The following is a 25,384-nucleotide window of genomic DNA, read 5'->3' on the forward strand; positions in this document are numbered from 1 at the left end:
GGCTCTGTCAAGCCTTTCCGTATTGCTGCGTTAAAAATCTTTATTGGCTGTAAATTGGCTGCGGTTTCTTGGCGGGCTCTGTCAAGCTTGGCTGTATGTTTGCGAACCTGCTGTGGTTATGCTGCGGCGGTCAAAATGGCCAAAATAGCCTAAAAACAGCATTTCCGAGGTGAATTTGCAGGTTTCGATGGGCTGACGGATTGGGAAAGTTTTGCTAACCCAGGGTTGGCGTATAAAATGACTTGACAGAGCCCGAATCATCGGCTCTTTTTGTTTCGTATTTGAAAGAACAAACTCACCAAATAAAAAAAACGATATTCGGGTGGGTTATTTTGTTATACCCTAAATTACCCTCTGAGTAAGCACGACCTTAAAGACTTAAAGGAACGGTGCAACGAGCAGAGCTGGGAACAGGGCTTGCATGTGCCGGAGAAAGGAAAGACATTTGCTGGAGAAGTCCGGGAAGAAACGGTGGCATGGAGCAAAGACACCTACCAGCTTTTGAAACAGGCAGAGCAGGGAAAGGTCAAAAGCTATGTGCAGGATATTGCCCTTGCGGTGCTGGATTGTAAGGAAACAGCGACCAGCCGGGAAACCTTTATCCGGCTGATGAATGAAAGAGGGTACGGGGTGGACTGGCAGGACAGCCACAAGTACATCACATATACCGACTTAGCCAGGGAACAGGCAGGAGAAAAGGCTTGTAAAATCAGGGATAACAAGCTGGAAAAATACTACAATATGGATTTTGGAAAGGAGAGTATGGAGCATGAGTTTGAGAGAAATGCACGAACAGCAGAAGCAGAGCAGTCCAAGAGAGCAGCTTCAAGAGTTAAACCGACAGAGCCGGACAGAGCTGGAAAACAGTCTGCTCAAAGAAGCGTTGGCGATGTCGAGCGAGAACTGCGAGGAATTGATGAAGCAGTCAAATCAAGAACAAGTGAGGGCAGAGCAGAACAGGCAGAGAGACGCAGAGCAGAACAGGAAGCTCATCAGCGAGCTGAAGCAGAGCGTAGAGCTGCTGAAGAACAGCAACGAATTGCTTCAAGACGCTATATCGGGCGAGATTGGGAGCCTGAAAGATGAGGTTAAGGAAAACACCGTCCAAGAGGTTAGAAAGGCGTTACAGGCGAATATAGAGGCTATACAGAGGGCTACAAAGCTTCTTGAGAAGCAGTCTGATACACTTACGAGCGTGATGAAGCAGAAGATCCGGGAGCTTGAGGAAAGTAAGAACAGTTTTTTTAGATATGAGGGCTTGAAGTTGTACCTGTTTTGGGGCGGTATGGTCTGCAATATTTTAGTGTTTCTTATGCTGTTGTATGGTATGATTAGTAAGTAAAAAGAAATCGATAAATTAGAATTTGACGGGGAGGTCTCATGAGGACAGAATATAAACACAATCCGCCCATTCCATATAGTCTGCATGATATGCGGGTCAAAAAGATTATAATTCAAGATAAAACAATAGTCCTTGAATTCGAGGACGGATATGAAAAACTTACAGAACCTTTTGAACAGGTCGAGGGAAACATCACAATCGAAGGTGTGGATTTTGATTGTACCTGCGTTATGTTGCAGAGCAAATGGGGAAACTATGGAAAATTCAACGGTGAGAAATTAGAACTGGAACGCTTTATAAAGAGATACAAAAACTATAGCTTTGAAATTGTAGGAAATCAAGAAGAGGACAAAAGTCGTAGGCGTCTTCCCGAATCCAGAATCGTGCGAGAGGCTCATCGGCTCGCTACTGATGGAACAACACGAGGAATGGATGGAAGAAAAAGCTTACTTAACCGAGAAGGAAATGGAAAAATCTGCTTTTTGTGCATGAATTTACAGAAAAAGACTTGCCTAATCTAAGGAATATAATTAGATTTAGTATTATACAAGGAGTTAATAAATATGCGGCAAGGTATTCTTAAATAAACTGTCAATTTGATAGTGGGAACAAAAAGTAGCAGTCCCGTTTCACTTTTAATATGGGGCTTAGTTTTTTGTACCCAGTTTAAGAATACTTTTATCATGTAATTTTATATGCCCGAAAACATATAAGTGTTTTGGGGCTATTGGAGTTATTTACCCAGTGATAGGAGTATTTATCACTGGGTATTTTTATGCCCTTTTTTGGGTGTTGATAGGAGGAAAATCACATGAAAATAATTAACTTAGGCATTCTGGCTCACGTTGACGCAGGAAAGACAACATTAACGGAAAGTTTATTGTATACCAGTGGTGCAATTGCAGAACTAGGGAGCGTAGATGAAGGCACAACAAGGACAGATACAATGAATTTGGAGCGTCAAAGGGGAATCACTATCCAGACAGCAGTGACATCTTTTCAGTGGGAGGATGTAAAAGTCAACATTATAGATACGCCAGGCCATATGGATTTTTTGGCGGAAGTATACCGTTCTTTATCCGTATTAGACGGAGCAGTATTATTAGTTTCTGCAAAGGATGGCATACAGGCACAGACCCGTATACTGTTTCATGCACTACAGATAATGAAGATTCCGACAATTTTTTTCATCAATAAAATTGACCAAGAGGGGATTGATTTGCCAATGGTATATCGGGAAATGAAAGCAAAGCTTTCTTCGGAAATTATAGTGAAGCAAAAGGTTGGGCAGCATCCCCATATAAATGTAACGGACAATGACGATATGGAACAGTGGGATGCGGTAATTATGGGAAACGATGAACTATTAGAGAAATATATGTCAGGGAAACCGTTTAAAATGTCAGAACTGGAACAGGAAGAAAACAGGAGATTCCAAAACGGAACGTTATTTCCCGTTTATCACGGAAGCGCTAAAAACAATCTGGGGATTCGGCAGCTTATAGAAGTAATTGCCAGTAAATTTTATTCATCAACGCCTGAAGGTCAATCTGAACTATGCGGGCAGGTTTTTAAGATTGAATATTCAGAGAAAAGGCGGCGTTTTGTTTATGTGCGTATATATAGCGGAACATTGCATTTGAGGGATGTTATTAGAATATCTGAAAAAGAGAAAATAAAAATCACAGAGATGTATGTTCCGACAAACGGTGAATTATATTCATCCGATACAGCCTGCTCTGGTGATATTGTAATTTTACCAAATGATGTTTTGCAGCTAAACAGTATTTTGGGGAACGAAATACTGTTGCCGCAGAGAAAATTTATTGAAAATCCTCTCCCTATGCTCCAAACAACGATTGCAGTAAAGAAATCTGAACAGCGGGAAATATTGCTTGGGGCACTTACAGAAATTTCAGATTGCGACCCTCTTTTAAAATATTATGTGGATACTACAACGCATGAGATTATACTTTCTTTTTTGGGGAATCTGCAGATGGAAGTCATTTGTGCCATCCTTGAGGAAAAATATCATGTGGAGGCAGAAATAAAAGAGCCTACTGTTATATATATGGAAAGACCGCTTAGAAAAGCAGAATATACCATCCACATAGAAGTCCCGCCAAATCCTTTCTGGGCTTCTGTCGGGTTGTCCATAGAGCCGCTCCCTATTGGAAGCGGAGTGCAGTATGAAAGCAGAGTTTCACTTGGATATTTAAATCAATCGTTCCAAAATGCGGTTATGGAGGGGGTTCTTTATGGCTGCGAGCAGGGGCTGTATGGATGGAAAGTGACAGACTGTAAAATCTGTTTTGAATATGGATTGTATTATAGTCCTGTAAGTACCCCCGCAGACTTTCGGCTGCTTTCCCCTATCGTATTGGAGCAGGCTTTAAAAAAAGCAGGGACAGAACTATTAGAGCCATATCTCCACTTTGAAATTTATGCACCGCAGGAATATCTCTCACGGGCGTATCATGATGCTCCAAGGTATTGTGCAGATATTGTAAGTACTCAGATAAAGAATGACGAGGTCATTCTGAAAGGAGAAATCCCTGCTAGATGTATTCAAGAATACAGGAACGATTTAACTTATTTCACAAATGGGCAGGGAGTCTGCTTGACAGAGTTAAAAGGATACCAGCCAGCTATTGGTAAATTTATTTGCCAACCCCGCCGCCCGAATAGCCGTATAGATAAGGTTCGGCATATGTTCCACAAGTTAGCTTAACAGCTTGCAAAAGTCATATAAAATGAGATTTGAAAGGATTAGAGACTAATTATGATGAAATGCGAATGGATATTGTGTCCTGTTTGTGGGAGCAAAACCCGTAATAAAATTAGGAAGGACACTGTTTTGGAGAATTATCCCCTTTATTGTCCAAAATGCAGACAAGAAAGATTGATTAAAGTTGACAACTTGAAGATAACTGTCATCAAAGAGCCAGACGCTTAAGACGCAGAGCCGATGAAATTGTGGAACAATTCACGAATCATGGCTCTGTCAAGCCTTTCCGTATTGCTGCGTTAAAAATCTTTATTGGCTGTAAATTGGCTGCGGTTTCTTGGCGGGCTCTGTCAAGCTTGGCTGTATGTTTGCGAACCTGCTGTGGTTATGCTGCGGCGGTCAAAATGGCCAAAATAGCCTAAAAACAGCATTTCCGAGGTGAATTTGCAGGTTTCGATGGGCTGACGGATTGGGAAAGTTTTGCTAACCCAGGGTTGGCGTATAAAATGACTTGACAGAGCCATTTTTAAGGCTCTGTCAAGTCTTTTATGTATAAAAAAACAGGTGCTCCGCTTGGAGCACCTGTTTGAAGTTGAAGGGGATTCCCGCTCGTCCCCGTCAAGCGAGGACAGGTTGGCGGGAATGACAACTCGCAGTTTTCAATTACTTGTAAAGCAGAGCGAACACCATGCCAGGACGGAAGTACTTACCAGCGGTGTACTTGAGTGCCGTGCTGTGGAGGAGCGTGAAGAGCTCGTTCACATCGACCTTGTTGCTCTTTGCAATGGCGCCGAAAGCCTTCGTGAAGGCGGCGAGATTGCGCGGGAGCTTCGGGCTGATGCGGGAGTCGGCGAGGAGAGCGCCCTTCTTCAGGAGTTCCTTGTGCATCTTGTCGGCGGCAGTTGCGCTGAGGCCGAACTTTGCAACGAGAGCTTCCGGGTGGAGGCGGCAAGAACCGTTGAATCCTTCCGGTGCAGCAAACGGAACGCGTGCTTCGTCATAGAGGTTTCCGATCATGGAATCGGCGAGCACGGAGGCTTCTTTTTCCAAACCGTGGAACATCATGGCGGTCATGATGCTGTACTGAATACCAATCCAAACGTCGTGAGCCTGGAAGTTGAATTCGTCGAGCGGAGAACCGTCCTTACGAACAAGGTTTGCAGCTCCGATGAGTGGGCTGTTGGCCTTATAGTTCGTATTGAAAATTCTGAGCAAGTTAGACTTGGCCTTCACGCTGTCGGTAATCGGTTCGAGGTCGAGCAAGCGGAGGTAAGTGTCTGCAAGCATCGTATCAGCGAACACGTCATCGCAGTCGTTAGCAATCTTTGCTTCCCAGCTCTTGGTGAAGGCTTCCTTGCACTGAGCCGTAATCCAAGCCTTCTTGAGGCCGCGGAGTTCGTTCTTGGAAAGGTCTTCGCCGTCCGGGATTTCGCCTGCGCAGAGCCATTCGTTGATGGCCTTCACGCCAGCGTTCGGATCTTCCGGGAGTTCGAGCGATACCTTCACGGCTTCGCGGAGTTCGGCGTACTTTTCGACGTTCAAGTCCTTCATTTCCATCGGAGTGATGAAGAAGCGGAAGTAGCCTTCGTTTTCGTCCCAGAGCGATTCGGTGAATTCCTTGTTGGCGGCTTCGGACTTGGCGTTCCACTTGGCGGCCTGGTCGTTATCACCGAGGAGTTCAGCAATCTTGGCTGCAGCGCGGAGGCCTGCAATCCAGAGGGAACCGCAGTAAACGGAGATGCCGTAGCTGCAGAGGTTGTCGAACGTATCGTCCGTACCGTGCGTGAGCGGGAAGTTTTCGCCCGGGTTCACCATCTTTTCGAGGTATTCCATAGCGGCGTAAACGGCTTCCTTGCAATCGGCGAGGCACTGCATGTCCTTCGTCTTGTGGTAGTGACGGTAGACCATGAGCACGTATTTCGGAGCGAGGTCCTTCCATTCCTTAACATTGTGCCAGTCGTAGGCATCCGGTTCGGCGTCGAAGGGGCTACCGAGGTCGTGAATCACAGCGCCACGCACAGCACGCGGGCCTTCGAGCTTCGGATCCGGGAGGTCGGCGTAAGGGAGGTTCACAAATTCGTGGTGACGGCGACGGTTGTTGTTCACGGCGAGGATGGCATCGCCAAAGCGCTTCATCACAACGCCATCAAGGCGCGGCATGAGGGCGAGCAAGCTAAAGCTGCCGTAGAAGTAAACGTCGAGAGAGTTGAAGAACGGATAGTCAGCGCATTCGCGAACGAGGAAGCGGTCTTCCTTGTCCCACACGGTGGCTTCGGCGAGGAAGCTGAGCGTGTTGATGGCGAGGCTCTTGAATTCAGCCTGCTTGGCGGCGGTCTTGTAGAGCTTTGCAACCGGCTTCTTCGGAACAAGGTTTTCAAATGCCTTGAGGCGATCGTCAAAAGTCTTGTCGGCAGCGAGAGCTTCCGTAAGGAGGGCGACCACACGGCCGTATGCTTCCGGGTAGAATGCGGTGTACTTCTTGGCGGAAGTGAGCTTGTTCAGCTTGATTTCCGGGAAGTCGAGCACCATGTTGAACTGGAAGGAGACCTTCTGCTTCGGCTTGAGGACTGCGGTAACGGCGATGGCGCCGGCAATCGTTTCACGTCCGCTGTAGACGTTCTTGACCCAGGAGTTTGCAACGCGACCGCTCTGGAGTGCAGCCTTCAAGACGGACTTGGCGTCGTCCTGATAGAACATCGGCTTCACGGAAACGTTGAGGTTATCCTTCTTGTTCCAAGCCACGCTTACGCCCATGCAGCCGTTGAAGTCGCTTTCGGCGAGAGCCTTTTCGTTATAAAATTCGATACCGCGAACAGAGCGGCCATCTTCGAGTTCCTTGTCGAACTGCACACCCTTCGGGAAACGTGCTGCCGGAACGAGAACAAAGCTAGAGTCCTGAACGCCCTGGCGGTCCTTCTTGGCCATGTAGCCCGTGATGCTGTCTTGAATCTGGACAATCGTCACTTCGCGGGTTTCCTTGGTGTTGTTTTCGAGCGTAAAGACGGTAGCGTTCACCGGGAGGCTGGAGAGGCGTTCGTCGCCCGGAGTCACGTAGCTGGATTGCGTCTTGGTGATGGAAACACCCTTGCCTTCGTAAACGGTTTCGCTGACCGGATAGAGGGCGGTGTACTTCATCTTGGCGGCGTCATAGCCCGGCTGGCCGAGAAATTCGCTGTCGTTTGTCCAAGCGGCGGTGAGGGCGCCTTCGCGGGCAGCCTTTTCACCAACCATGCCGTCGAAGAAGTCGATGAGCACGGCGCGGTTGATGGCGGCGGTGTCCTTGCCTGCAGCAATCAAAGCCTGGGTGCGGTCGCTGAACTGGATGTGCCAGCGTTCAAAAGCGGCCTTGTTCGTTTCGAAGAAAGTCTTGTCGGCGAGAACCTTGTTGAGCTTGGCTTCGGCCTTCTTCTGGTCCTTCATGTCGGCGTCGCCGAAAACGCGTGCGCCGCTCTCGTCGAGGAGCGGGAAGTTGTTGTTGTAAATGCCGAATGCGGCGAAGTTGCCAATCACAAGCGCAGCCTTTGCGCTGAGGACAGCTTCCTTGAAGAAGAAGTTGTTGAAGCGGAGGTCAGACGGCTTTTCGGTGCGAACCTGGACGCCCGGCATCACGTTCATCACGGGAGTCGTGCCTGCAGGCGTTGCGGTAAACGTAGAACCGATACCGCCCACGGCAATACCCGTGGTGGAAGGAGTTGTAGAAAGCGGGGTGTACCACGGCTGAATGAATTCCACAGCGAGACCCGGGGTCATCAGCTTCTGGACAGAGCCGGACATTTTTGCACCGGCAAGATATTCTTTAATGCTCATAATGAGGTCCGATATTTAAAGGTTTATACGGGTGGAAAGATAGTATTTTAGAGCTTAGTCTTGTATTGCTTTCTCTTTTTGCAGTCTTTTTACATGAAATGTTTTTGATTTGAATTATCTTTAAGGTATGACTAAGTTGATTGCACATATGCTCCCCGGCGTTTTCCTTATCGTCGTGTTTTCCCTGTTGAAAGCCTACGTTATCCCTGCTCACGTGACCTTTGAATCGTGGTTTGTCTACGTCAATTTTTTAGTCTGGGTTGTCTGCATAACGGTCCCGTGCGTCATCTATTATCTCCGCACTCCGCCTGGAATCGATCATAAATAAATTAGACGAGAGAACGGACCTACGGTCCTACAGACGAGTGACGAAAGAGGTACTCTAAAGATTTGTTTTGATTCCGTGATTGTTGGAATATTCTCTCGTCTCTAGTCTTTCGTCTAAAAAAAACTATATTTGGCCCATGTTCAAAATAGGCGTCATGGCTTCCGGCGGTGGAAGCAACTTCAAAGCAATTATTGACCGCATTGGCGAGGGTGACCTCGAAGCCCAGTGCAAGTTCTTAATCACGAACAACGCGGGTTGTGGTGCGGTGCATCATGCCGAAGAATTCGGAATCCCGGTGCATCACATTTCGGGTAAGACGCATCCGGATCAGGCTGCGTACGAAGCGGCTATGCTTGAAGTTCTCGACAAGTACGATGTGGACCTTTTGATTTTGGCGGGTTACATGAAGGCGCTCCCACTTTGCATGCTTAAGCGTATGCCGGACCGCATTTTGAATATTCACCCGTCGCTGTTGCCGAAGTTTGGCGGTAAAGGTTTCTTTGGACATCATGTTCATGAAGCTGTGCTTGCCGCGCATGAAACGGAATCTGGCCCGACGGTGCATCTCGTGAGCGAAGAAATTGACCGCGGTCGTATCTTGGCGCAGACTAAAGTTCCTGTGATGCCGGACGATACCGCCGATACGCTTGCCGCCCGCGTCTTGGTTCAAGAACACGCTTTGTACTGGAAGACAATTAAGGAATACGCGGCCTCGCTGGGTCTATGAAATTTAAACTGCCCGCATTTTTAGAAAACATTGAATCCCCGGTAGAAGGGGAGGTGGCTCTGCGCAAGTTCGCTGCTAATCCTCTCGCTTTTGGCGGTGACTTGGACTTGTTTTCTGCGGGTGCGAATGGTGCGCGTTCTGAAAATGCGTCGTATGGTTCTGCAATTGTTGTGGGCATTGACGAAGTAGGCCGAGGACCGCTTGCGGGGCCTGTTGTGGCATGCGCTGCAGTGCTTAAGTCGCCCGATGCGCTTTTGACGCTGAACGATTCCAAAAAGCTTTCTCGTCCTAAGCGTGAAGCGATGTTTGATGCGGTTAAGGACGCTTGTGCATGCTACGCCATTGCTAGCGCGAGTGTCGAAGAAATTGACGAAATCAACATTCTCGAAGCGGATTTCTTGGCGATGCGCCGTGCTTTGCAAGCGCTCGGATTCCCGGGCCTCAATGAAACTGCTCCTGAAATTCCTATAGAAGTCAAAGGCTCTTTCGCCGATGTATTGGGAACGCCATCTTGTCCTAAAATCCTCATTGCTGTCGATGGCAATCTCAAAATCGACAAGATGCCACAAAACATCCAGATGCCCATCGTCAAAGGCGATGGGCGCATCGCAAGCATCTCGGCTGCGTCAATCCTCGCGAAAGTCTTCCGTGACCGCTATATGGATAAATTAGAAGAACTTTATCCGGGTTACGGTTTTAACAAGCACGCCGGTTACGGCACCAAGGCTCACCTCGACGCCATCCGCCGCCAAGGCTTCACGCCGGCCCACCGCAAAACTTTCCATCCCAAAAGCTTGTAGCAACTTTTAACTCGCGCTTTCTCGGCGCGTTTTTTTTTGCTGTTCGTGCGTTTGTGCAAACAAAAAGAAAAGAGACTCAACTTTCGCCAAGTCTCTTTTTCTGCGGGTGCCAGGACTCGAACCTGGAGCTGTATGAAGACCGGACGAGCCTATATCGCTATAAGAAAGTTAGGGCTCGTCCTCTCGCCAACACGGCCGGTTGATACCGGTCGCTTATGGCTCACGTCGGCTCCAGTTTCTCGTAGAAATAAAAACAGAAAAGGCTAGTCTTGCGACTAACCTTCTCTTCTGCGGGTGCCAGGACTCGAACCTGGAGCCTTTTGGTTCGTAGCCAAACGCTCTATCCAGTTGGGCTACATCCGCGTTTTGTTTTGTTGTCTTCTCTCGTTGACGGGTCCAAATATAGAATAATCGAAAATAATGTCAAGGGTAAAGTGCGAAAAAAATGAAATTTTTTGAAAAAAGTTTCGAGCGTTCTCTTTTTGACCATATAAACTTCCTTTTTGACCGTTTGTACGTTTGAATTACCCCCTATTTACCCCCTAATTGCGCTCCCGTATAATTGAATAGATTTCATCGATTAGCTATTTTTGTCCGCAAACTTTTTTAGTGTGACTTAAAATGGATAAGTTCAAATCATTCATGAAGATTTTAGGCGCGGCCATCGTTAAGTATGGTTCCCTCGTTTGGCAGAAAATTTGGAGCTTGGTGAAGATTGCTTTTGCCAACAAGGTTTTCCGCTGGTTCTTTATATTCATGTGCCCGATTTTCGTGGCGTTTATTGCTGCGCTAGTCGTCTATATTCATTACTCGCCGGAACTGCCGTCGCTTTCGCAGCTCGAACAGATTAATCCGCGACTTGTGACGAATATTTACGACAAGGATGGTCAAATTGCGCATGAATACTTCGTGGAACGCCGCGAATGGACTTCCATTGACTCGATCCCGCTGAACGCTATCCATGCCGTGATGGCGACCGAAGACCGTGCGTTCTACAAACACTGGGGCATGAACGTTTGGGCGATTCCGTCTGCGCTTATCGAAAGTGCCGTCTCGGGCAACAAGCTCCGCGGTGCATCGACTTTGACACAACAGCTCACCAAGCTCCTCTTCCTCACGCCGGAACGTTCGCTTTCCCGTAAGATCAAGGAAATGATGACGGCTATTCGCATCGAACAGACCTACACGAAGGAAGAAATTCTTGAATTCTACATGAACGAAGTTTACCTCGCTGGCGGTAACTACGGTTTCCAGGCGGCAGGCAAGTACTACTTCGGCAAGCCGCTCGATAGCCTTTCTATTCCGGAATATGCTGTGCTCGCAGGTATGTTGCAGCGCCCTGAAACGTATCGCCCTGACCGTCACCCGAAGGCTTCCAAGCGCCGTCGTAACACGGTGCTCTATGCTATGCGTGATGCAGGCTTCATCACGAACGAAGAATACCGCAAGTATATAGAAGAACCGATTGTGCTAGCCAAGAAAGAAGAAGCTACGGGAACGGGCTTGTATTTCTTTGAAGAAATTCGCAAGTACATGGAAAAAAAGTACGGCGAAAATTCTCTCTATGCCGATGGCGTGTCTGTCTACAGTACGATTGACCCGGACATCCAGGCGTTCCTTGACAGTGTCGCTCGTGCGCAGGTCGAACGCGTCCGTCGCCGTATCAAGTACCGTGCAACTCGCAGACTCCAGCTCACCAAGAAGTACGACATGCCCGAAGATAGCGTTGTCGCTCACTTCGATAGTGTCTACACGCTTTTCAAGAAGGAATATCTCGCTGCTGATACGGTTCGCAACAAGCGTGGCCAGTTTACCCGTTTCCCGGACAGTATCCGTTATCATCACGCAGAAGTAGCCGCAATTATTATTGAGAATGAGACTGGTGCTATTCGCGCCATGGTGGGCGGTAGCGACTTCAACAAGTCCAAGTGGAACCGTGCCGTGCAGTCCTTGCGCCAGCCGGGTTCTTCGTTCAAGCCGATTGTCTATTCTACCGCTATGGACAATGGCGCAAGCCCCTGCGACTCCGTGAATGACCAGCCGGTGACTATTCCGGACCCGGATGACAAGAACCCGAACAAGGTCTGGCGCCCGGGTAACTTCGAACATGACTTCGAAGGCATGATGACGCTCCGTCGCGCTCTGTACAAGTCCAAGAACCTTCCTGCCATTTTGACCGGCATGAAGTACGGTCTCAGCAACGTGGTGAACTACGCTCGCAAGTTCGGCATCAAGCGTGCTCCGTTGCAGGCTGTCCCGAGCTTGGCGCTGGGTTCTGTGGGTGCAACGCTTATGGAAATGACTTCTGCTTACACAGTGTTCCCGAACGGCGGTAACCGCATCGAGCCGTACATGATTGAATCCATCGTGGACCGCAATGGCGAAGTGGTGGAGAAGAATTCCAAGGTCGAACACGAAGTCTTGCGCCCGGCATCGGCTTATTTGATGGTTGATATGCTCAAGGACGTGAACGTTCGCGGTACGGCCGGCCGTGTGTGGGCTTCTGGTTTCCGCCATCCGAGCGGCGGTAAGACCGGTACGACGAACGATTACACGGATACGTGGTACATCGGCTTCACCAAGCAGTACACGATGGGTGTTTGGGTGGGTTCCGATACGCCGGGGACCATGGGTGCCGGTCATACAGGTACCGAAGACGCTCTCCCGATTTGGATGGCGACGATGGCTAAACTGCACAAGGATTTGCCGAAGCTTCCGTTCCCGGTTCCGCCTGGTGTGATCAGCCGTGGCATCTGCAACCACACGGGTCTTATTGCTGGTGAATTCTGCTCTGAAAAGACTTACTGCCTCTACACGGCGGGCTACGGTCCGACTGAAAAATGCGATGGCAACCACTTCTCGTCGCAGACAAAGTCTGCTGATAACGCAACGTTGTTCAGCAACAAGAGCGTTGTCGAGAACAACCGCTACGAAGCTCCGCAGCCCAAGAAAAAGAAAGGCAAAGGCAAGGACGAACCGCAGCAGCCCAAGCGTAGCACGAGAAAGATGTTCTAGCGTTTGTTGTCATGCCGGCCTCCGTGCCGGCATCGCCATTTATAGCGTGTAAGGAGCCCTACGGGCTCCTTTTTTGCGTATAATTGTTTTTCTTTGCTTCGCTTTTTACTTATTTTGTAAGTATGAATTTAAAGCGTGCTCTTTTTCCGGTATTTTGCTCTTTGTTTGCTCTAGTCTCTACGGGGTGTATCAATACGCATTTTCAAAAGCTGCATATGACGGCTTCTGAAGCGCCCGAAGTCCATGGGGCAAATACTTATCAACAACCACATTCCGCTTCTTGGCGTGTTACGGGTAAAATTAATAGTAATACGCGAAGAGATGTAAAGATTACTCCAGAAACGTCAAATTCAAAAAATAAGTCAAAAGAGAGTGTGGAACCGGATTGGCTTTATAAAATGGGCGGTGTCGAATTTACGGGCAAGGCTGACTTCTTTTACAAGGCTAATAGTGCTTTTTTGGGGACAGGCATAGGGTACAACGACGGCATATACCACCACTTCTCATTTGGTGGCAACTTTTCACACGTTGAATTTGGATTTTTCATCGGACTTTACCACCAATATTTCGATGCCGATTATGTGGGGGAGCATTGCGAAGTTGTTTTATTTAGCGATGATAAATGTGATTCTTTTTCAAATGAAAGTCACGGCCTTAGCACGTCTTTATTTGGCGGTGGATTTGCCGGTTTGATATTTGGCGATTTCTTTTTAAACTATAGCCTGAGCGTCTATGCGCCAAGTCCCGAAATTGAAGGGGGGAGTCCGGACCTTTCTGGAATTCATTCGAACTATTTTACGATGGGGTATAGGTTCCATTGGGTTGAAGTGAGTGCTGGTTTCGTAATGTCGCTTGTTGAAGGTAGTATTGCTAGTTATGGCTTTACAGGCGGATTAAGTTTTTATTTGAACTAAGCGAATGAATTAAGCGAAAAAAATCCCGAGCTCGTGAGAGTCGGGATTTTTAGTGGAGTTAGAATATGAAATTCTAGCGGATTACATCATGCCGCCCATGCCCATGGACGGATCCATAGCCGGAGCTGCCGGAGCCTTCGGTTCCTTCTTTTCGGTGATCACGCAGTCAGTTGTGAGGATCATCGAAGCGATGGAGGAGGCGTTCTTGAGAGCCGTGCGAGTCACCTTAGCCGGGTCAATGACACCAGCCTTGATGAGGTCTTCGTAAGTATCGGTCTTAGCGTTATAGCCAAAGCCGTCCTTGCCTTCCTTCACCTTGTTCACCACGACAGAGCCTTCGAGGCCAGCGTTCTGGACGATCTGACGGAGCGGTTCTTCGATAGCGCGGCGGATGATTGCAGCACCAGTCTTCTGGTCGGCATTGTCGAACGTAAGAGCGTCGATAGCCTTTTCAGCGCGGATGAGAGCAACGCCACCACCCGGAACGATACCTTCTTCGACAGCGGCACGAGTTGCGTGCATAGCGTCGTCGACGCGGTCCTTCTTTTCCTTCATTTCAACTTCGGTAGCTGCACCGACCTTGATCACAGCAACGCCACCGGCGAGCTTTGCCAAGCGTTCCTGGAGCTTTTCACGGTCATAGTCGCTTGTGGTAGCTTCAATCTGCTTCTTGATCTGAGCGATACGGCCCTTGATAGAAGCGGCGTCGCCAGCACCTTCGACGATCGTGGTGTTGTCCTTCGTGATGGTGATGGACTTTGCCTTACCGAGAACGGTAACCGGAGCATCTTCGAGCTTTGCACCCGTGTCTTCGGAGACGAGCATACCGCCAGTGAGGATAGCGATATCTTCGAGCATTGCCTTACGACGGTCACCAAAGCCCGGAGCCTTAACGGCAGCAACCTTCAAGGTGCCACGCATCTTGTTCACAACGAGCGTTGCGAGAGCTTCGCCATCGACGTCTTCGGCGATGATGAGGAGAGACTTGCCTTGCTTTGCAACGTGTTCGAGCATCGGGAGCAAATCCTTCATGGTAGAAATCTTCTTGTCGTACAGGAGAATGTACGGATTTTCGAGAGCGACTTCCATGCTGTCCGTGTTCGTGACGAAGTACGGAGAGAGGTAGCCACGGTCGAACTGCATACCTTCGACAACGTCGAGGACAGTTTCAGCAGTCTTGGATTCTTCGATGGTGATGACGCCATCGTTGCCGACCTTTTCCATAGCGTTGGCGAGGAGTTCGCCAATTTCCGGGTCGTTGTTAGCAGAAATCGTTGCGACCTGGGCGATGTGTTCCTTGCCGTTGATCTTGACGGCCATCTTGCCGACTTCCTTGATTACAGCTTCGACAGCAGCGTCCATACCGCGCTTGATGTCCATCGGGTTTGCACCAGCAGCGACGTTCTTGAGGCCTTCGCGAGTGATTGCCTGAGCGAGAACGGTTGCTGTCGTGGTACCGTCACCAGCAGCGTCAGAAGTCTTGTTGGCAACTTCCTTAGCCATCTGAGCACCGAGATTTTCGTATGCGTCTTCGAGTTCGACTTCCTTAGCGACAGAAACGCCGTCTTTAGTGACGTTCGGAGCACCGAAAGAACGTGCAATCATGACGTTACGGCCCTTAGGACCGAGAGTAACCTTAACTGCATTGGCGAGCTTGTCAACGCCCTTCATGAGGGATTCGCGAGCTGCTACATCAAACTTCAATTGCTTTGCCATTTTTGTATTTCCTTTTTAAAATTCTTTTGGTTGCCTATTAGAGCGTTGCGATAACGTCGGATTCCTTGACGATGAGGTAGTTTTCGCCGTCGACGGTAACTTCAGTACCGCTGTACTTGCCGTAAAGCACCACGTCGCCAACCTTGACTTCCATAGCGACGACTTCGCCCTTGTCGTTCTTGCGACCCGGACCTACGGCCACGACCTTACCCTGCATCGGCTTTTCCTTTGCATTATCCGGAATGAAGAGACCGGAGGAGGTCTTCTGTTCGGCTTCTGCCGGCTTGACAACGATTCGATCTGCTAAAGGCTTGATCATTATTTTTATCCTCTTTTGAGCTTTTGCCCAGTTAAATTGCTTGGCCCAATTGATTGTTGGAGTTGTTCCAAATTGGACCATTTCTTTTGTTACACCGCTTTTAGAGCAATTTCCGTGCCAATATATAAATAGGCGTATCTTTGGGGAGATAGACAGATGTTTTTACTTAAGACGTTCAATTTTGAAACTCGAAGGAGAAAACGCCTAATCCGTTTTTGCGTACGTGTTTAAAAAAGAAACGTAAATATATGGGGCCAAAACACGACCATAAATTGTAAAAAAATGTTTTTTACGTACGAATTTTTTATCTTTAACCCCACGTAAGGGTGTTTGAATACACTTATATAAAAAGGGTTTTTGAATGAAAATAGTTCTTCCTGTTGCTGGAAATGGCATTCGCCTACGTCCATATACGGAAAATCTGCCAAAGTGCTTGCTTCCTGTTGCCGGCAAGACAATCATTGATTGGATTGTCGATGGTGCTCTTTTTTTGAATCCTTCTGAGACGATTTTTATTACGGGGTATAAGGCTTCTGTTGTTGATGAATTTTTGAAACAGAGACCGGAATGGGGTGCTGTCCGTACGGTGGTCCAGTCCAATCCGCAAGGCCTGGGTGAGGCAATTAGCCTTGCTCTCCCGTATGTGAACGACGATGAACCGCTTTTAATTATCCTCGGCGATACGCTTTTTGAAGCCGATTTGTCAATCCTTAAAAACGTGGATGAGAATATTCTCTACACGTTCAAGGTGGCAGATCCGAAGCGTTTTGGCGTAGCTGTGACGGATAAGAATGGCCGTATCGAACGCCTTGTGGAAAAGCCACAGGAATTCGTTTCGGACGAAGCTATAGTTGGTATTTATTACATCAAGGATGTTAAGGCCCTCAAGGAAGCCTTGAACTATCTCATGCAGAACGATATCCGTACGAAGGGCGAATTCCAGTTGACGGATGCCCTTGAACGCATGATCCAGGGTGGCTGCAAGTTCCGCACGGCTCCGGTCGAAAAATGGCTGGATTGTGGCCTTGTCGAAACTCTGCTTGCAACGAACGCTCACATTTTGCAGCGCAATGAAAAGTCTGCACCGAAGTTCGAAAGTTCCGAAATCATCATGCCTTGCCATATTGGCAAGAACGTGGTCATCAAGAATTCCAAGGTCGGTCCTAACGTGTCGGTCGGGGATGGCTGCGTGATTGAAAACTCTGAAGTCAGCGACGCCATTCTCTGGGATGGTGTGAAAGTTGCAAACCAGAAGCTTGCGGGCGCTGTGATTCACGAATAATTCTTGAATGGTGCTGCGCAGGGCTGCGCGGCTCGCTCGAATTGCAATTATAAAAGGACATCGCTTAGCGATGCCCTTTTTTCTTTCGTCTTTAGTCTGTAGCTCGCTTGCGAGCGTTCTCTCGTCTATTACAGCACGTCTACAGTTACTTTGTACATAGGCTTGTCCTTGTAACTGCGGAGAGCTTCTCTCGGGGCCGTGATGACTTTCAGGTTTTTCTTCGTGATGCCCGGCTGAGCGCGTAAGACCTTGAGGAGGTCGGCGTTGCGCTTCGATGCCATTTGCGGGAGAACCTTCATCATGTAGTTCTTGTCGATTTCGGCGGAGTGTTCCTTGACGTAGGCCTGGAACTCCTTGTCCTTTTCTTTAATTTCTTCGATGGCCCTGTAGTCGAGTTCGTTCAGTTCCGTCTTGTTGTTCTTTTGCTTATAGAAATCGATCTTGAGCTGTTTGACCTTGTATTCCTTGGCGGTCTTTCTCGGGTTGTAGTACTGCGTGAAGGTCAGCATCAGGTTCGGGTCCTTCTGGATCATTTCCGTCATCTTGGTGGCCTTGGCGTACTGTTCGCTGGTGAACGTATCTGTGTTTGCGTCAATCAGCACTTCATCGTTCTTGCCGAGGTCAAAGCCGAGCGCGCTTGCGCCTGCCATGGCGAGGTTTCCAACGAGTCTGAACGGAGAAATAGCGACCTTCACGAGCAGGTTCACGACGGTCTTCCAGATGATTTTGCCGTAAGAGAATTCAGGGTCATCGAGGTTGCCTTTGACCGGCACGTCGAACTGGATTTTGTCGTCCTTGTCCTTCAAGATGTAGAGACCGATTTTCATCGGGACGGTGTATTCCGGATCGATGTCGTCCACCTTGTTGCCGACGGTGATGTTGTAAATGTCAATCGTGTTCTTGCTGTCGATGTTGCGGTCGACAATCTTGTTTTCGCTTGCGAAGGCGAGGGTGCCTGCCTTGAGCGGGTAAGCCGTGTAGTGCAACGAGTAGTTCGAGAAGTGCTTGAGCACGAGGTTCTTCACGCTGATGTAGATGTCCATCGTGTTCAGGTTGCTGAGTGCTCCGTGGTACTTGAGCGAGAGACTGCCACCTTCGGGGAATGCGGCAGAAACGTTCACGTTGCAAGGCGTGTCGTAGTTGATGTTCTGGCCGGTAACGGTAATGGCGCTCACCTTGTAGTTGAACGGACGGATAATGGTGTGATCGGTGATGGTGATGTAAGTGTTCTTGACGAGGAGCTTGTTTATCTTCGCCTTGAGCTTCTTTGCGGCGGCGGGCTTTTCTGCTGTAGTTGTTGCGCTAGTCGAATCAGCGACGACCTTTGTTGTATCTGTGGGTTCTTGCTTTGCAGCTTCTGCAACTGGTTCTGCCTGCGTAGAATCGGCGGCGGTTGTATCCGTCATGCTTCCGGCCTTGTTCTTCGGGGTGAGGAGTACGTCAATGTTTGTCTTGCCGTCCTTGTACAGGTCGATGTGGGCGAAGGCACCATCTACGATGACGGAGTCGATGAGGTATTCGTTGTCGACGAGGTTTGCCTTGTTGATTCCGACAGTGACGTTTTCTGCGCCCATCTTGCTTCCGCTGACTTCGGTGAGGTCAATCTTGTCGAGCGAGACCTTGCCCTTGACATTGGAGGCGAGGATGCTGTTGATGTTACCGCTGATGGCGATTTGAGCCGAGAGGTAACCCGCAAAATCCTTGTAGTTGATGGAATCGTTCAGGTACGGCTTGATGCAGGAGAGTGCAAATCTATTCAGGTTCAGGAAGATGTTGAAGTCGTAGGTGGCCATGTTGGCATCGACCTTCACGTTCAGGTCGCCACCGTCTGCAAACTTGAGGCTCACGTCGACGCCGGTCGAGTTGTCTTCGAGATAAATGGCCGGGATATTGATGGAAAAGTCCTTGAGGTGGAATTTGGAGCCGACTTTTGTATCCTGGTAGATGATGTTGCCCTTGTCAAATACGATGTTTCTCAGGCTGAGCTTGACGGGGAGCCCTGCGGCGATTTCAGCAGCGCTCTTGCTGCTGTCCGATTCGACCTTCTTTTCTTCGGGGTGCTCGGCGTAATAGATGCTGTCCTTTTGGGCGAGGAAGTCTAGAATATCGGAGAAGTTGAAGCGTTCTCCGTGCTGCGTGGTGCGAACATAGAGGGCCTTCATGTAGATGTCGCTGATGTCAAGCGTTCTCGTGAAGAGCTTTAGCGGGTTGATGTTCATACTGAACTTGTCGAACGCGACAAAGCGGGTCTTGTCGTCCGCTTCCATGACCGCGAGTGTATCTACGTCCAAAACGTAGGTAAACGGGTTCAGGCTGATGTTCTTGATGGTGATGCTTCGGCCAATCATTTCCTTGGAGTGCTCTTCGATGTAGCTACGGGCAATCTTGGGCGCTACGAGAAGTGTGACGAAGTAGAGGAGGATCAAAGATCCTAATACAATGAGGGTGATTTTGAGTGGCTTTTTCATAGTATAAAATCTAAATATAATTGTGATAAAAATGTTATGTTCCCTGTGGTAAACATGTCTGTCGCGATTTGTTTTCCGTCCTTGTCTGAAAAAAGTTATTCTTAGAGTATGGACGCGAAAATTCATTATTGTCATCCGGGTTATGTTCCTTCAGGAGCAAAGTCTTTTTTGGTCGCCTTTTCGGAAGGCTCCTCTTTGCCGTCGGTCAAGTTCAATATTCTAGATAGCGAAAATCGCGTTGTTTACGAAGGTTTGGCCGAAAACTTGCAGCGCTGTGAATACACCGGCGAGACTCTGTTCAAGGGTGACTTTTCGGCGGTCAAAACCCCGGGGCGTTACCAGATTGCCTTGGTAGACTTTGATGCGAAGTCGCATTTGTTTGAAGTCTCGGATGAATGGATGAATCGCGAACTCAAGGCGAATATCAAGTCGTTCTATTACCAGCGGAGCGGTGTCGAGCTGCCAGAGCGTTTGGCGGGTGTTTGGGCACGCCCTGCGGCGCACTTGGACTCAGCTCTCGAATTTCATCCGACAATGGAACGCGCTGGGCTTTGGAATGCCCATGGCGGCTGGTACGATGCGGGCGATTACGGCAAGTATATTGTGAATGGTGGCGTCAGCGTTGCGACATTGATGCTTGGCTGTGAACTCAAGAAACCGAATGAACTGCCGGAAAGTTTGCTTGATGAAATTCGTTTTGAACTTGAATTTTTCTTGCGCATGCAGGATGAAGATGGTGGCGTGTTCTTCAAGGTGACTCCTTACCGTTGGGATGGCTTTGTGACGCCTACGGAATCGGATGCTTCTCAAAAGCGCTATATCCTTGGAAAGTCAACGTCTTCGACTTTGAATTTTGTGGGAGCGCTTGCTCAGGCTCACCACGTCTATGCCAATGTCGATTGTGATTTTGCGGAAAAATGCTTGTTCGCTGCTATCCGTGCGTACCTTTGGTCCGAAAAAAATCCTGAAGTCGATTGGCCGCACAATACAGAAGGCAGTGGCGGCTATGGTGATTCGGATTTAGGCGATGACTTTTTCTGGGCTCGTGCCATGTTGTATCGCGAACTGAAAAACGTTGAAAGTATCGCTGATGTGAATGTTTCAGGCTTGCTTGAACGTTTGGAAAGTCAACTTCCGGTAGATATGGACACGTACCTGCCGACATACGGATTGCAATGGCGATCGACACAGAACCTGGCCTGGTTTGCGCTTGCGACAATGGATTGCAAGTGGACGGAACGCGCCCGTATGGCGTTCAAGTACACGGCCGAAGAAATTTTGCATTTGCAAAAGGAAGACCCGTATGGACTTTCAATTCGCAAGTTCATCTGGGGGAGCAATGGCGATATTGCAAACCATGCGCTGACGCTTTATTTGGCGTATGAATGGTTTAATGATTCGAAGTATCGCGATGCGGCGATGGAACAGATTGAATTTATTTATGGCAAGAATCCTGTAGACGTGAGCTTTGTGACGGGCTCTGCTTGGAGTTCCCCGAAGTTCCCGCATCACCGCATTAGCCATTCCGATGGCGTTGATGAACCGGTGCCTGGGCTTGTCGTTGGTGGAATTAATGAAGACCGCCAGGATTTGCATAGGAATCCGCATTACATGGGGGAGGCTCGTGGCATGTCTTATGCAGACGAGCAATGTTCCTTTGCCAGTAACGAAGTTGCTATCAACTGGAGCGCTCCTCTGACAGCGGCATTGCTGCTGTTAAGCGCTTAATTGAAATTGTCATGTCTGCCGGAGCCTGTCCTGAGCGTAGCCGAAGGATGCGGGCATCTCCCTCTAGTTATTTCTTGCCTTGCTTTGCCGGCACTTTGGCGGGCGTCTTGACGTCGCCTTTCTTTTCTTTCGGCTGTTCTTTCGCTGTAGCCTTGGGCGTATCTTTGGATGGCTCTTTGGCTTTTGCCGATGTTTTTTCTTGCGTCTTGCTTGAATCTTTCACAGCTTCTTTTGTTGTTTCTTTGGCTGTTGCTTTTTCAGAATCCTTGACGGCTTCTTTTTCTGATTCGACTTTTATCTTGTCCTCAATTTTCGGCAGGAGTTTTTGCAAGTTGACGTTCGAGCGGAATTCACGCTTGTATTCGGCGTAAGAACGGATAGGCTTGTAATAAGAAGAATCAACCGCTTCGAGTGTGTCTGTATTAAACAAGTCGAAATACGAGGCGAAAAGAGCTGCCCAACTGCGGAGCCAATCCTTGCGAGATTCGCGGTTGCTATACCAGCAGTTTGGATTGTAAGTGTAATGATGGATGTCCTTTGTAACGTAGACAGGACTGTTGCCGGAAAGCTTTTGGAATATTCTCTTGACTCTGTATGTTGACGATGCTCCGGTCAAAAGAAGGACTGTGTCGGCTTTGTGCTTTTTGAGCCAAGGGACGAGCGAATAGGCTTCGCTAATGGTAGAAGGATCGTTGTGCGGAACGAGAAAAACGGCGTTACTGTCGAATGATCCGAGCTTCATGAAGTCATCGGCGTAGAATTCGGAATTGCTGCGTTCACGGTAGACGCGGCGACCAAGAAGGAGGACGGAATCGGCTTTGCCTTCTTTGACGAGATTTGCGGCGTAGTCGCTGCGTTCAAGATCTGCGGTTTGTCCATCGAGAACGGCAACCCATTTAACGTGTCCTATTTCATCATCTTCGACAAGCCAATGACCGCTTTTTTCGAAAATGGCGTATGTAAGGACTGCAATAACAAACAAAATCAGCAGTACGATGCCAATGCTGAAGTTCTTTTTCTTTTGGTTGCTCTTATCTGATTTTAAAATTTTTGACAAAATAATTACCTGCAGAACTTGTACAATGCGGCGTCTTCGCCATCGGAATAATATTTCTTGCGGACGCTATACAGCTTGAGCCCGTGCTTCTCGTAAAAGGCGCGTGCCTTGGCGTTACCGTCACGGACTTCCAAAAAGCATTGGTCGCCATTTTCGGTGAGTTTGTCCAAACCCGCTTTCAAAAGTTGACTACCGATGCCTTTGCGCTGTTCTGATGCGCGAGTGGCGATACTCAAAAGCTCGGAATCGGGTCCGAGCAAATGGAATATGGCATAACCTAAAAGCTTGGCTTCATCTTCACAAACAACGCAATATGCATAGCTTGCGCGGATTTCCGATAGAAATTGCTTTTCGTTCCAATCCTGAAACGCAAGTTCCCGTTGCAATTCGAGAACTTGTGGCAAGTCGTTTTCAGTCATCTCGCGCAGTCGCATTGTGATTACACCTTCAACTTCTCGAAGTACGAGGGCTGGATGTAGTTTGCTTCTTGAATGAGCGAAGGCTTCACCGTATCAAAAAGCGGAGCCCACATGTTGAGCTTCTTGTCGGTGTCGAGAACCGTTGCGATTCCCTTGTCCTTGAAAACGGCGATGAGCGCTTCGTCTGCAAGTGCGGCTGCATCGACAACGGCGTTCTTCACAGAACTTGCCTGGAGTCGTGCAACGACATCAGCGGTTTCGATAAAGCTCTCTTCGTTGTTCAAACGCAAGTACCAGAAGCCATTGCGTGCGCGAATCACGACAGCGACAGATTCATCGGTGGCGCCAGCAAAGCAGGCGAGGGCCTGCAATGTCGTTACGCCATAGAGGTCGCGTTTGCCGCTAAAGCAAAGCCCTTGGCAGAACGCGACTCCCGTGCGCAGTCCGCTGAATGAACCCGGTCCGACTGTCACCATGACGCGTTTCACGTCATCGAGAGAGGCTCCGACTTTAGCCAAGAGATTGTCCAGGCTTGCGCTCAGGATTTCGCCCTTGGCGGACGGATCGACCATTTCTTCGTACACGGAGTCTGCGCTCAGTGCCATCGAGATTCCCTTTCGGGATGTATCTACAAAAAGATCGAAGTTCATGACTAACGCTTAATCTCCAAGCTCTTGTCGATGATGAGGTCGATGAGCTGGCTGTAGGTGATGCCAACGCAAGCAGCCTGTTGCGGCAACAGCGATGTCGGAGTCATGCCTGGGAGCGTGTTCGTTTCAATTGCAAAGAGCTCGCCGTCCTTCGTGATGCGGACGTCCGTGCGGCTATAGCCTGCACCGCCCAAAGCGTAGTGGGCGTTCTTCACAAGTTCCTGAATGCGTGCGGTGAGTTCCGGTGCAAATTCAGCCGGAGTGACTTCCTGGCATTCGCCGTTGTACTTTGCTTCGAAGTCGAAGTATTCACGGGTTGTCATGCGCATTTCGGTCGGCGGAAGCGGCTTTTCGCCTTCAATGTAACCGCAGCTAGCTTCGCCACCGGCGATGAACTTTTCGCAGAGCAAACGGTTAGAATCCTTGAACAAGTCTTGGGCAATCTTGCCTGCTTCGTCGAGATTCTTCGCAATGCCGATGCCGATGGAGGAACCTCCCAGCGGGTCCTTGATAACGAGCGGGAATCCGAGTTCGTCGGCAACGCTTACGAGCGTGTCGCCGGTAAAGTTGTGCTTCCAGATCACGCGGTAAGGCGGAGTCGGGATGCCGTTTGCACGGTAAATTTCCTTGGACTTGATTTTGTCCATGGCGAGGGCCGATGCCAAAAGGCCGCAGCCCGTGTACGGAATGTTCCAGTTTTCGAGCATGGCCTGGATGTGACCGTCTTCGCCCCACTTGCCGTGGAGGGCGAGGAATGCGATATCTGCCGACGGAAGTTCCGAAAGTGCCGGGGACTTCTTCTTGTTGGCGGCAGTGCCTTCGAGGCTGTGGAAATAGTTTTCCGAGAAATTTGCCTTCTGGTACGGAGAAAGTTCACGGGAAGACCAATGCCAGGTGCCGTCCTTGTCAATGAGCACCGGGTGGATGTTGTACCTTTCCGGATCCATGGCGCGCACAACGCCAGTACCGCTAACGACAGAAACATCATGTTCAGTAGATGGACCGCCCATCAATACCAAAACGCGTAAACGGGACATAAAAACCTCACTAAAAATCTTTGCGATTTAATCTAGTAATTTAACGCAAACTCTTGCCGGAATGAACGGGCAAAATCTATATTGAAATAAATAGGTGTTGAAAAAGGAGTTCTTATGCGAGTTTTTGTAACGGGTGGTACAGGTTTTATTGGTCATTACGTGGTCAAGGCTCTTTTGGAGAAGGGACACGAAGTTGTCATTGCTACGCGCCACCCGAACAAGGTGCCGACATTAAGGGCTAATCCGAACGTCTCATTTGTCGAGGCGGCACTCACGGATTTCGAAAAGATGGGCGAGGGCCTGATTGGCTGTGACGCCTGCATTCATGTGGCTCTTGGTTGGGGCGATTCCCCGAGCGCCATGCTCATGAACGATACCCGTGCAACGGTTGCACTCCTAGAAATGTCCGCTCGCGCTGGCTGTGAAAAGTTCATCATGACGAGTAGCACTTCTGCCATGGGCCGTGTGCGTTCTGAAATGTGTGAATCTACGAGCAATTTGCCGATTGATTTGTACGGTGCCACCAAGGCGGCGGGCGAAGCATTTGTGCTTGGCTTTAGCCATGGTTACGGAAGCCAGTTCCCCGAAGTCAAGATGAAGCGTAACATCATTCGTCCGGGGTATACGTTTGGCAATCCGGCGTTCCCCGATGGTTGCTCGCAACCGGACCGCCGTTTCTTTGAAATGGCATACGCCGTCAAGGAAAACCGCGATATCAATATCATCAAGAACGATGGCACGCAGTTTATCCACGCTTCCCAGCAAGCTGAAATTTATATGAAATTGCTGGAATCCGATTACAACGAAGAAATTTTCTTGGGCCTCGGTTCCGAATGGATCAGCTGGAAGGAAATTGCTCAGAAGATGATTGCCCTCAAGCCGGGTTGCACATCCAAGATTGTGGAAACGGACATGGGCTGGGGCGAAGAACCGATGCTTTATGACGTCCAGAAAATCAGGCATTGTTTCGGTCTTTCGTTTGATGCTCACGATTATTTAGACGAGCATATCCGCTGGACTTTTGAAAATGCTTAATTTGTAATTAAA

Annotated in this window: 19 protein-coding genes, 1 tRNA gene and 3 pseudogenes; 14 read left to right on the forward strand and 9 right to left on the reverse strand. The window is 48.9% G+C overall.

What is annotated here, in order from left to right; genetic code table 11:
• Positions 1-423 precede the first annotated feature (423 nt).
• From B7982_RS15175 to B7982_RS00035, 6 genes and pseudogenes are all read left to right on the forward strand, one after another.
• Positions 424-723 (forward strand): annotated as a pseudogene (locus B7982_RS15175) (hypothetical protein); the annotation flags it as partial.
• A 46-nt stretch (positions 724-769) separates the two neighbouring features.
• Positions 770-1,342, forward strand: a complete 573-nt coding sequence (locus B7982_RS14970) for a hypothetical protein (protein WP_002801799.1) — start codon at positions 770-772, stop codon at positions 1,340-1,342.
• A 38-nt stretch (positions 1,343-1,380) separates the two neighbouring features.
• Positions 1,381-1,674, forward strand: a pseudogene (locus B7982_RS15180) (hypothetical protein); the annotation flags it as partial.
• 1 nt (position 1,675) lies between these two features.
• A pseudogene (locus tag B7982_RS00025) lies at positions 1,676-1,834 on the forward strand (transposase); the annotation flags it as partial.
• Positions 1,835-2,153: 319 nt separating this feature from the next.
• Positions 2,154-4,073, forward strand: coding sequence for a tetracycline resistance ribosomal protection protein Tet(O) (gene tet(O), locus B7982_RS00030; protein ID WP_073053263.1), 1,920 nt, complete (start codon positions 2,154-2,156; stop codon positions 4,071-4,073).
• A 51-nt stretch (positions 4,074-4,124) separates the two neighbouring features.
• Positions 4,125-4,298, forward strand: a complete 174-nt coding sequence (locus B7982_RS00035) for a cysteine-rich KTR domain-containing protein (RefSeq protein WP_002779755.1) — start codon at positions 4,125-4,127, stop codon at positions 4,296-4,298.
• A 435-nt stretch (positions 4,299-4,733) separates the two neighbouring features.
• On the opposite strand, the gene B7982_RS00040 is transcribed toward B7982_RS00035, so the two are convergent.
• On the reverse strand, positions 4,734-7,877 hold the full coding sequence (locus B7982_RS00040) for a GH116 family glycosyl hydrolase (RefSeq protein WP_088659021.1): 3,144 nt from the start codon (positions 7,875-7,877) through the stop codon (positions 4,734-4,736).
• Positions 7,878-8,004: 127 nt separating this feature from the next.
• Here B7982_RS00040 and B7982_RS00045 point away from each other — a divergent pair, with 127 nt between their 5' ends.
• The 3 genes from B7982_RS00045 to B7982_RS00055 all read left to right on the forward strand — a co-directional run bounded on the left by B7982_RS00045 (position 8,005) and on the right by B7982_RS00055 (position 9,732).
• Positions 8,005-8,205, forward strand: a complete 201-nt coding sequence (locus B7982_RS00045; RefSeq protein ID WP_014547299.1) for a hypothetical protein — start codon at positions 8,005-8,007, stop codon at positions 8,203-8,205.
• A gap of 136 nt (positions 8,206-8,341) precedes the next feature.
• Positions 8,342-8,932, forward strand: coding sequence for a phosphoribosylglycinamide formyltransferase (purN, locus tag B7982_RS00050; protein WP_088659530.1), 591 nt, complete (start codon positions 8,342-8,344; stop codon positions 8,930-8,932).
• Positions 8,929-9,732, forward strand: coding sequence for a ribonuclease HII (locus B7982_RS00055; RefSeq protein WP_088659022.1), 804 nt, complete (start codon positions 8,929-8,931; stop codon positions 9,730-9,732). Before purN ends, B7982_RS00055 begins: the two co-directional genes overlap by 4 nt.
• 289 nt (positions 9,733-10,021) lie before the next feature.
• Here B7982_RS00055 and B7982_RS00060 read toward each other — a convergent pair.
• Positions 10,022-10,095 (reverse strand) — tRNA-Arg (locus B7982_RS00060).
• Positions 10,096-10,353: 258 nt separating this feature from the next.
• Here B7982_RS00060 and B7982_RS00065 point away from each other — a divergent pair.
• Entirely contained in the window at positions 10,354-12,747 is a 2,394-nt protein-coding gene (locus B7982_RS00065) for a penicillin-binding protein 1A (protein WP_088659023.1), read from the forward strand.
• 122 nt (positions 12,748-12,869) lie between these two features.
• On the forward strand, positions 12,870-13,661 hold the full coding sequence (locus tag B7982_RS00070) for a hypothetical protein (protein WP_144065893.1): 792 nt from the start codon (positions 12,870-12,872) through the stop codon (positions 13,659-13,661).
• An 81-nt stretch (positions 13,662-13,742) separates the two neighbouring features.
• On the opposite strand, the gene groL is transcribed toward B7982_RS00070, so the two are convergent.
• Both groL and groES read right to left on the reverse strand, forming a co-directional pair.
• Complete coding sequence (gene groL, locus B7982_RS00075) at positions 13,743-15,377, reverse strand: chaperonin GroEL (protein ID WP_072828114.1); 1,635 nt, start codon at positions 15,375-15,377, stop codon at positions 13,743-13,745.
• A gap of 37 nt (positions 15,378-15,414) precedes the next feature.
• Entirely contained in the window at positions 15,415-15,696 is a 282-nt protein-coding gene (gene groES / locus B7982_RS00080) for a co-chaperone GroES (protein ID WP_088627732.1), read from the reverse strand.
• 361 nt (positions 15,697-16,057) lie between these two features.
• Between groES and B7982_RS00085 the strand changes: the two genes are divergently transcribed.
• Positions 16,058-16,978 carry a sugar nucleotidyltransferase gene (locus B7982_RS00085; RefSeq protein ID WP_088659025.1) on the forward strand — a complete coding sequence of 307 codons (921 nt, stop codon included), beginning with the start codon at positions 16,058-16,060 and terminating at the stop codon, positions 16,976-16,978.
• Positions 16,979-17,106: 128 nt separating this feature from the next.
• Here B7982_RS00085 and B7982_RS00090 read toward each other — a convergent pair whose 3' ends face one another.
• On the reverse strand, positions 17,107-19,446 hold the full coding sequence (locus tag B7982_RS00090) for a DUF748 domain-containing protein (RefSeq protein ID WP_088659026.1): 2,340 nt from the start codon (positions 19,444-19,446) through the stop codon (positions 17,107-17,109).
• Positions 19,447-19,554: 108 nt separating this feature from the next.
• On the opposite strand from B7982_RS00090, the gene B7982_RS00095 reads away from it, so the two are divergent.
• On the forward strand, positions 19,555-21,174 hold the full coding sequence (locus B7982_RS00095; RefSeq protein ID WP_088659027.1) for a glycoside hydrolase family 9 protein: 1,620 nt from the start codon (positions 19,555-19,557) through the stop codon (positions 21,172-21,174).
• A gap of 67 nt (positions 21,175-21,241) precedes the next feature.
• Here the strand turns inward: B7982_RS00095 and B7982_RS00100 are convergent, their stop codons facing one another.
• Genes B7982_RS00100 through B7982_RS00115 form a run of 4 tightly spaced genes read right to left on the reverse strand, consistent with a single transcriptional unit; the run spans position 21,242 to position 24,337 of the window.
• Entirely contained in the window at positions 21,242-22,231 is a 990-nt protein-coding gene (locus tag B7982_RS00100) for an ElyC/SanA/YdcF family protein (RefSeq protein ID WP_158212943.1), read from the reverse strand.
• A 5-nt stretch (positions 22,232-22,236) separates the two neighbouring features.
• Complete coding sequence (gene rimI / locus B7982_RS00105; protein WP_088659029.1) at positions 22,237-22,665, reverse strand: ribosomal protein S18-alanine N-acetyltransferase; 429 nt, start codon at positions 22,663-22,665, stop codon at positions 22,237-22,239.
• A gap of 5 nt (positions 22,666-22,670) precedes the next feature.
• On the reverse strand, positions 22,671-23,300 hold the full coding sequence (gene tsaB / locus B7982_RS00110) for a tRNA (adenosine(37)-N6)-threonylcarbamoyltransferase complex dimerization subunit type 1 TsaB (protein WP_088659030.1): 630 nt from the start codon (positions 23,298-23,300) through the stop codon (positions 22,671-22,673).
• Positions 23,301-23,302: 2 nt separating this feature from the next.
• A complete protein-coding gene (locus tag B7982_RS00115) occupies positions 23,303-24,337 on the reverse strand; it encodes a D-alanine--D-alanine ligase (RefSeq protein ID WP_088659031.1) in 1,035 nt (344 codons plus the stop codon).
• Between the two features lie 114 nt (positions 24,338-24,451).
• Here B7982_RS00115 and B7982_RS00120 point away from each other — a divergent pair, with 114 nt between their 5' ends.
• Positions 24,452-25,372 (forward strand): NAD(P)-dependent oxidoreductase, encoded by a 921-nt coding sequence (locus B7982_RS00120; RefSeq protein WP_088659032.1) that lies wholly within the window; start codon positions 24,452-24,454, stop codon positions 25,370-25,372.
• Positions 25,373-25,384: the final 12 nt, after the last annotated feature.

Origin of the sequence: Fibrobacter sp. UWB2 (genome assembly GCF_002210425.1) — a bacterium.
Lineage (GTDB): Bacteria > Fibrobacterota > Fibrobacteria > Fibrobacterales > Fibrobacteraceae > Fibrobacter > Fibrobacter elongatus.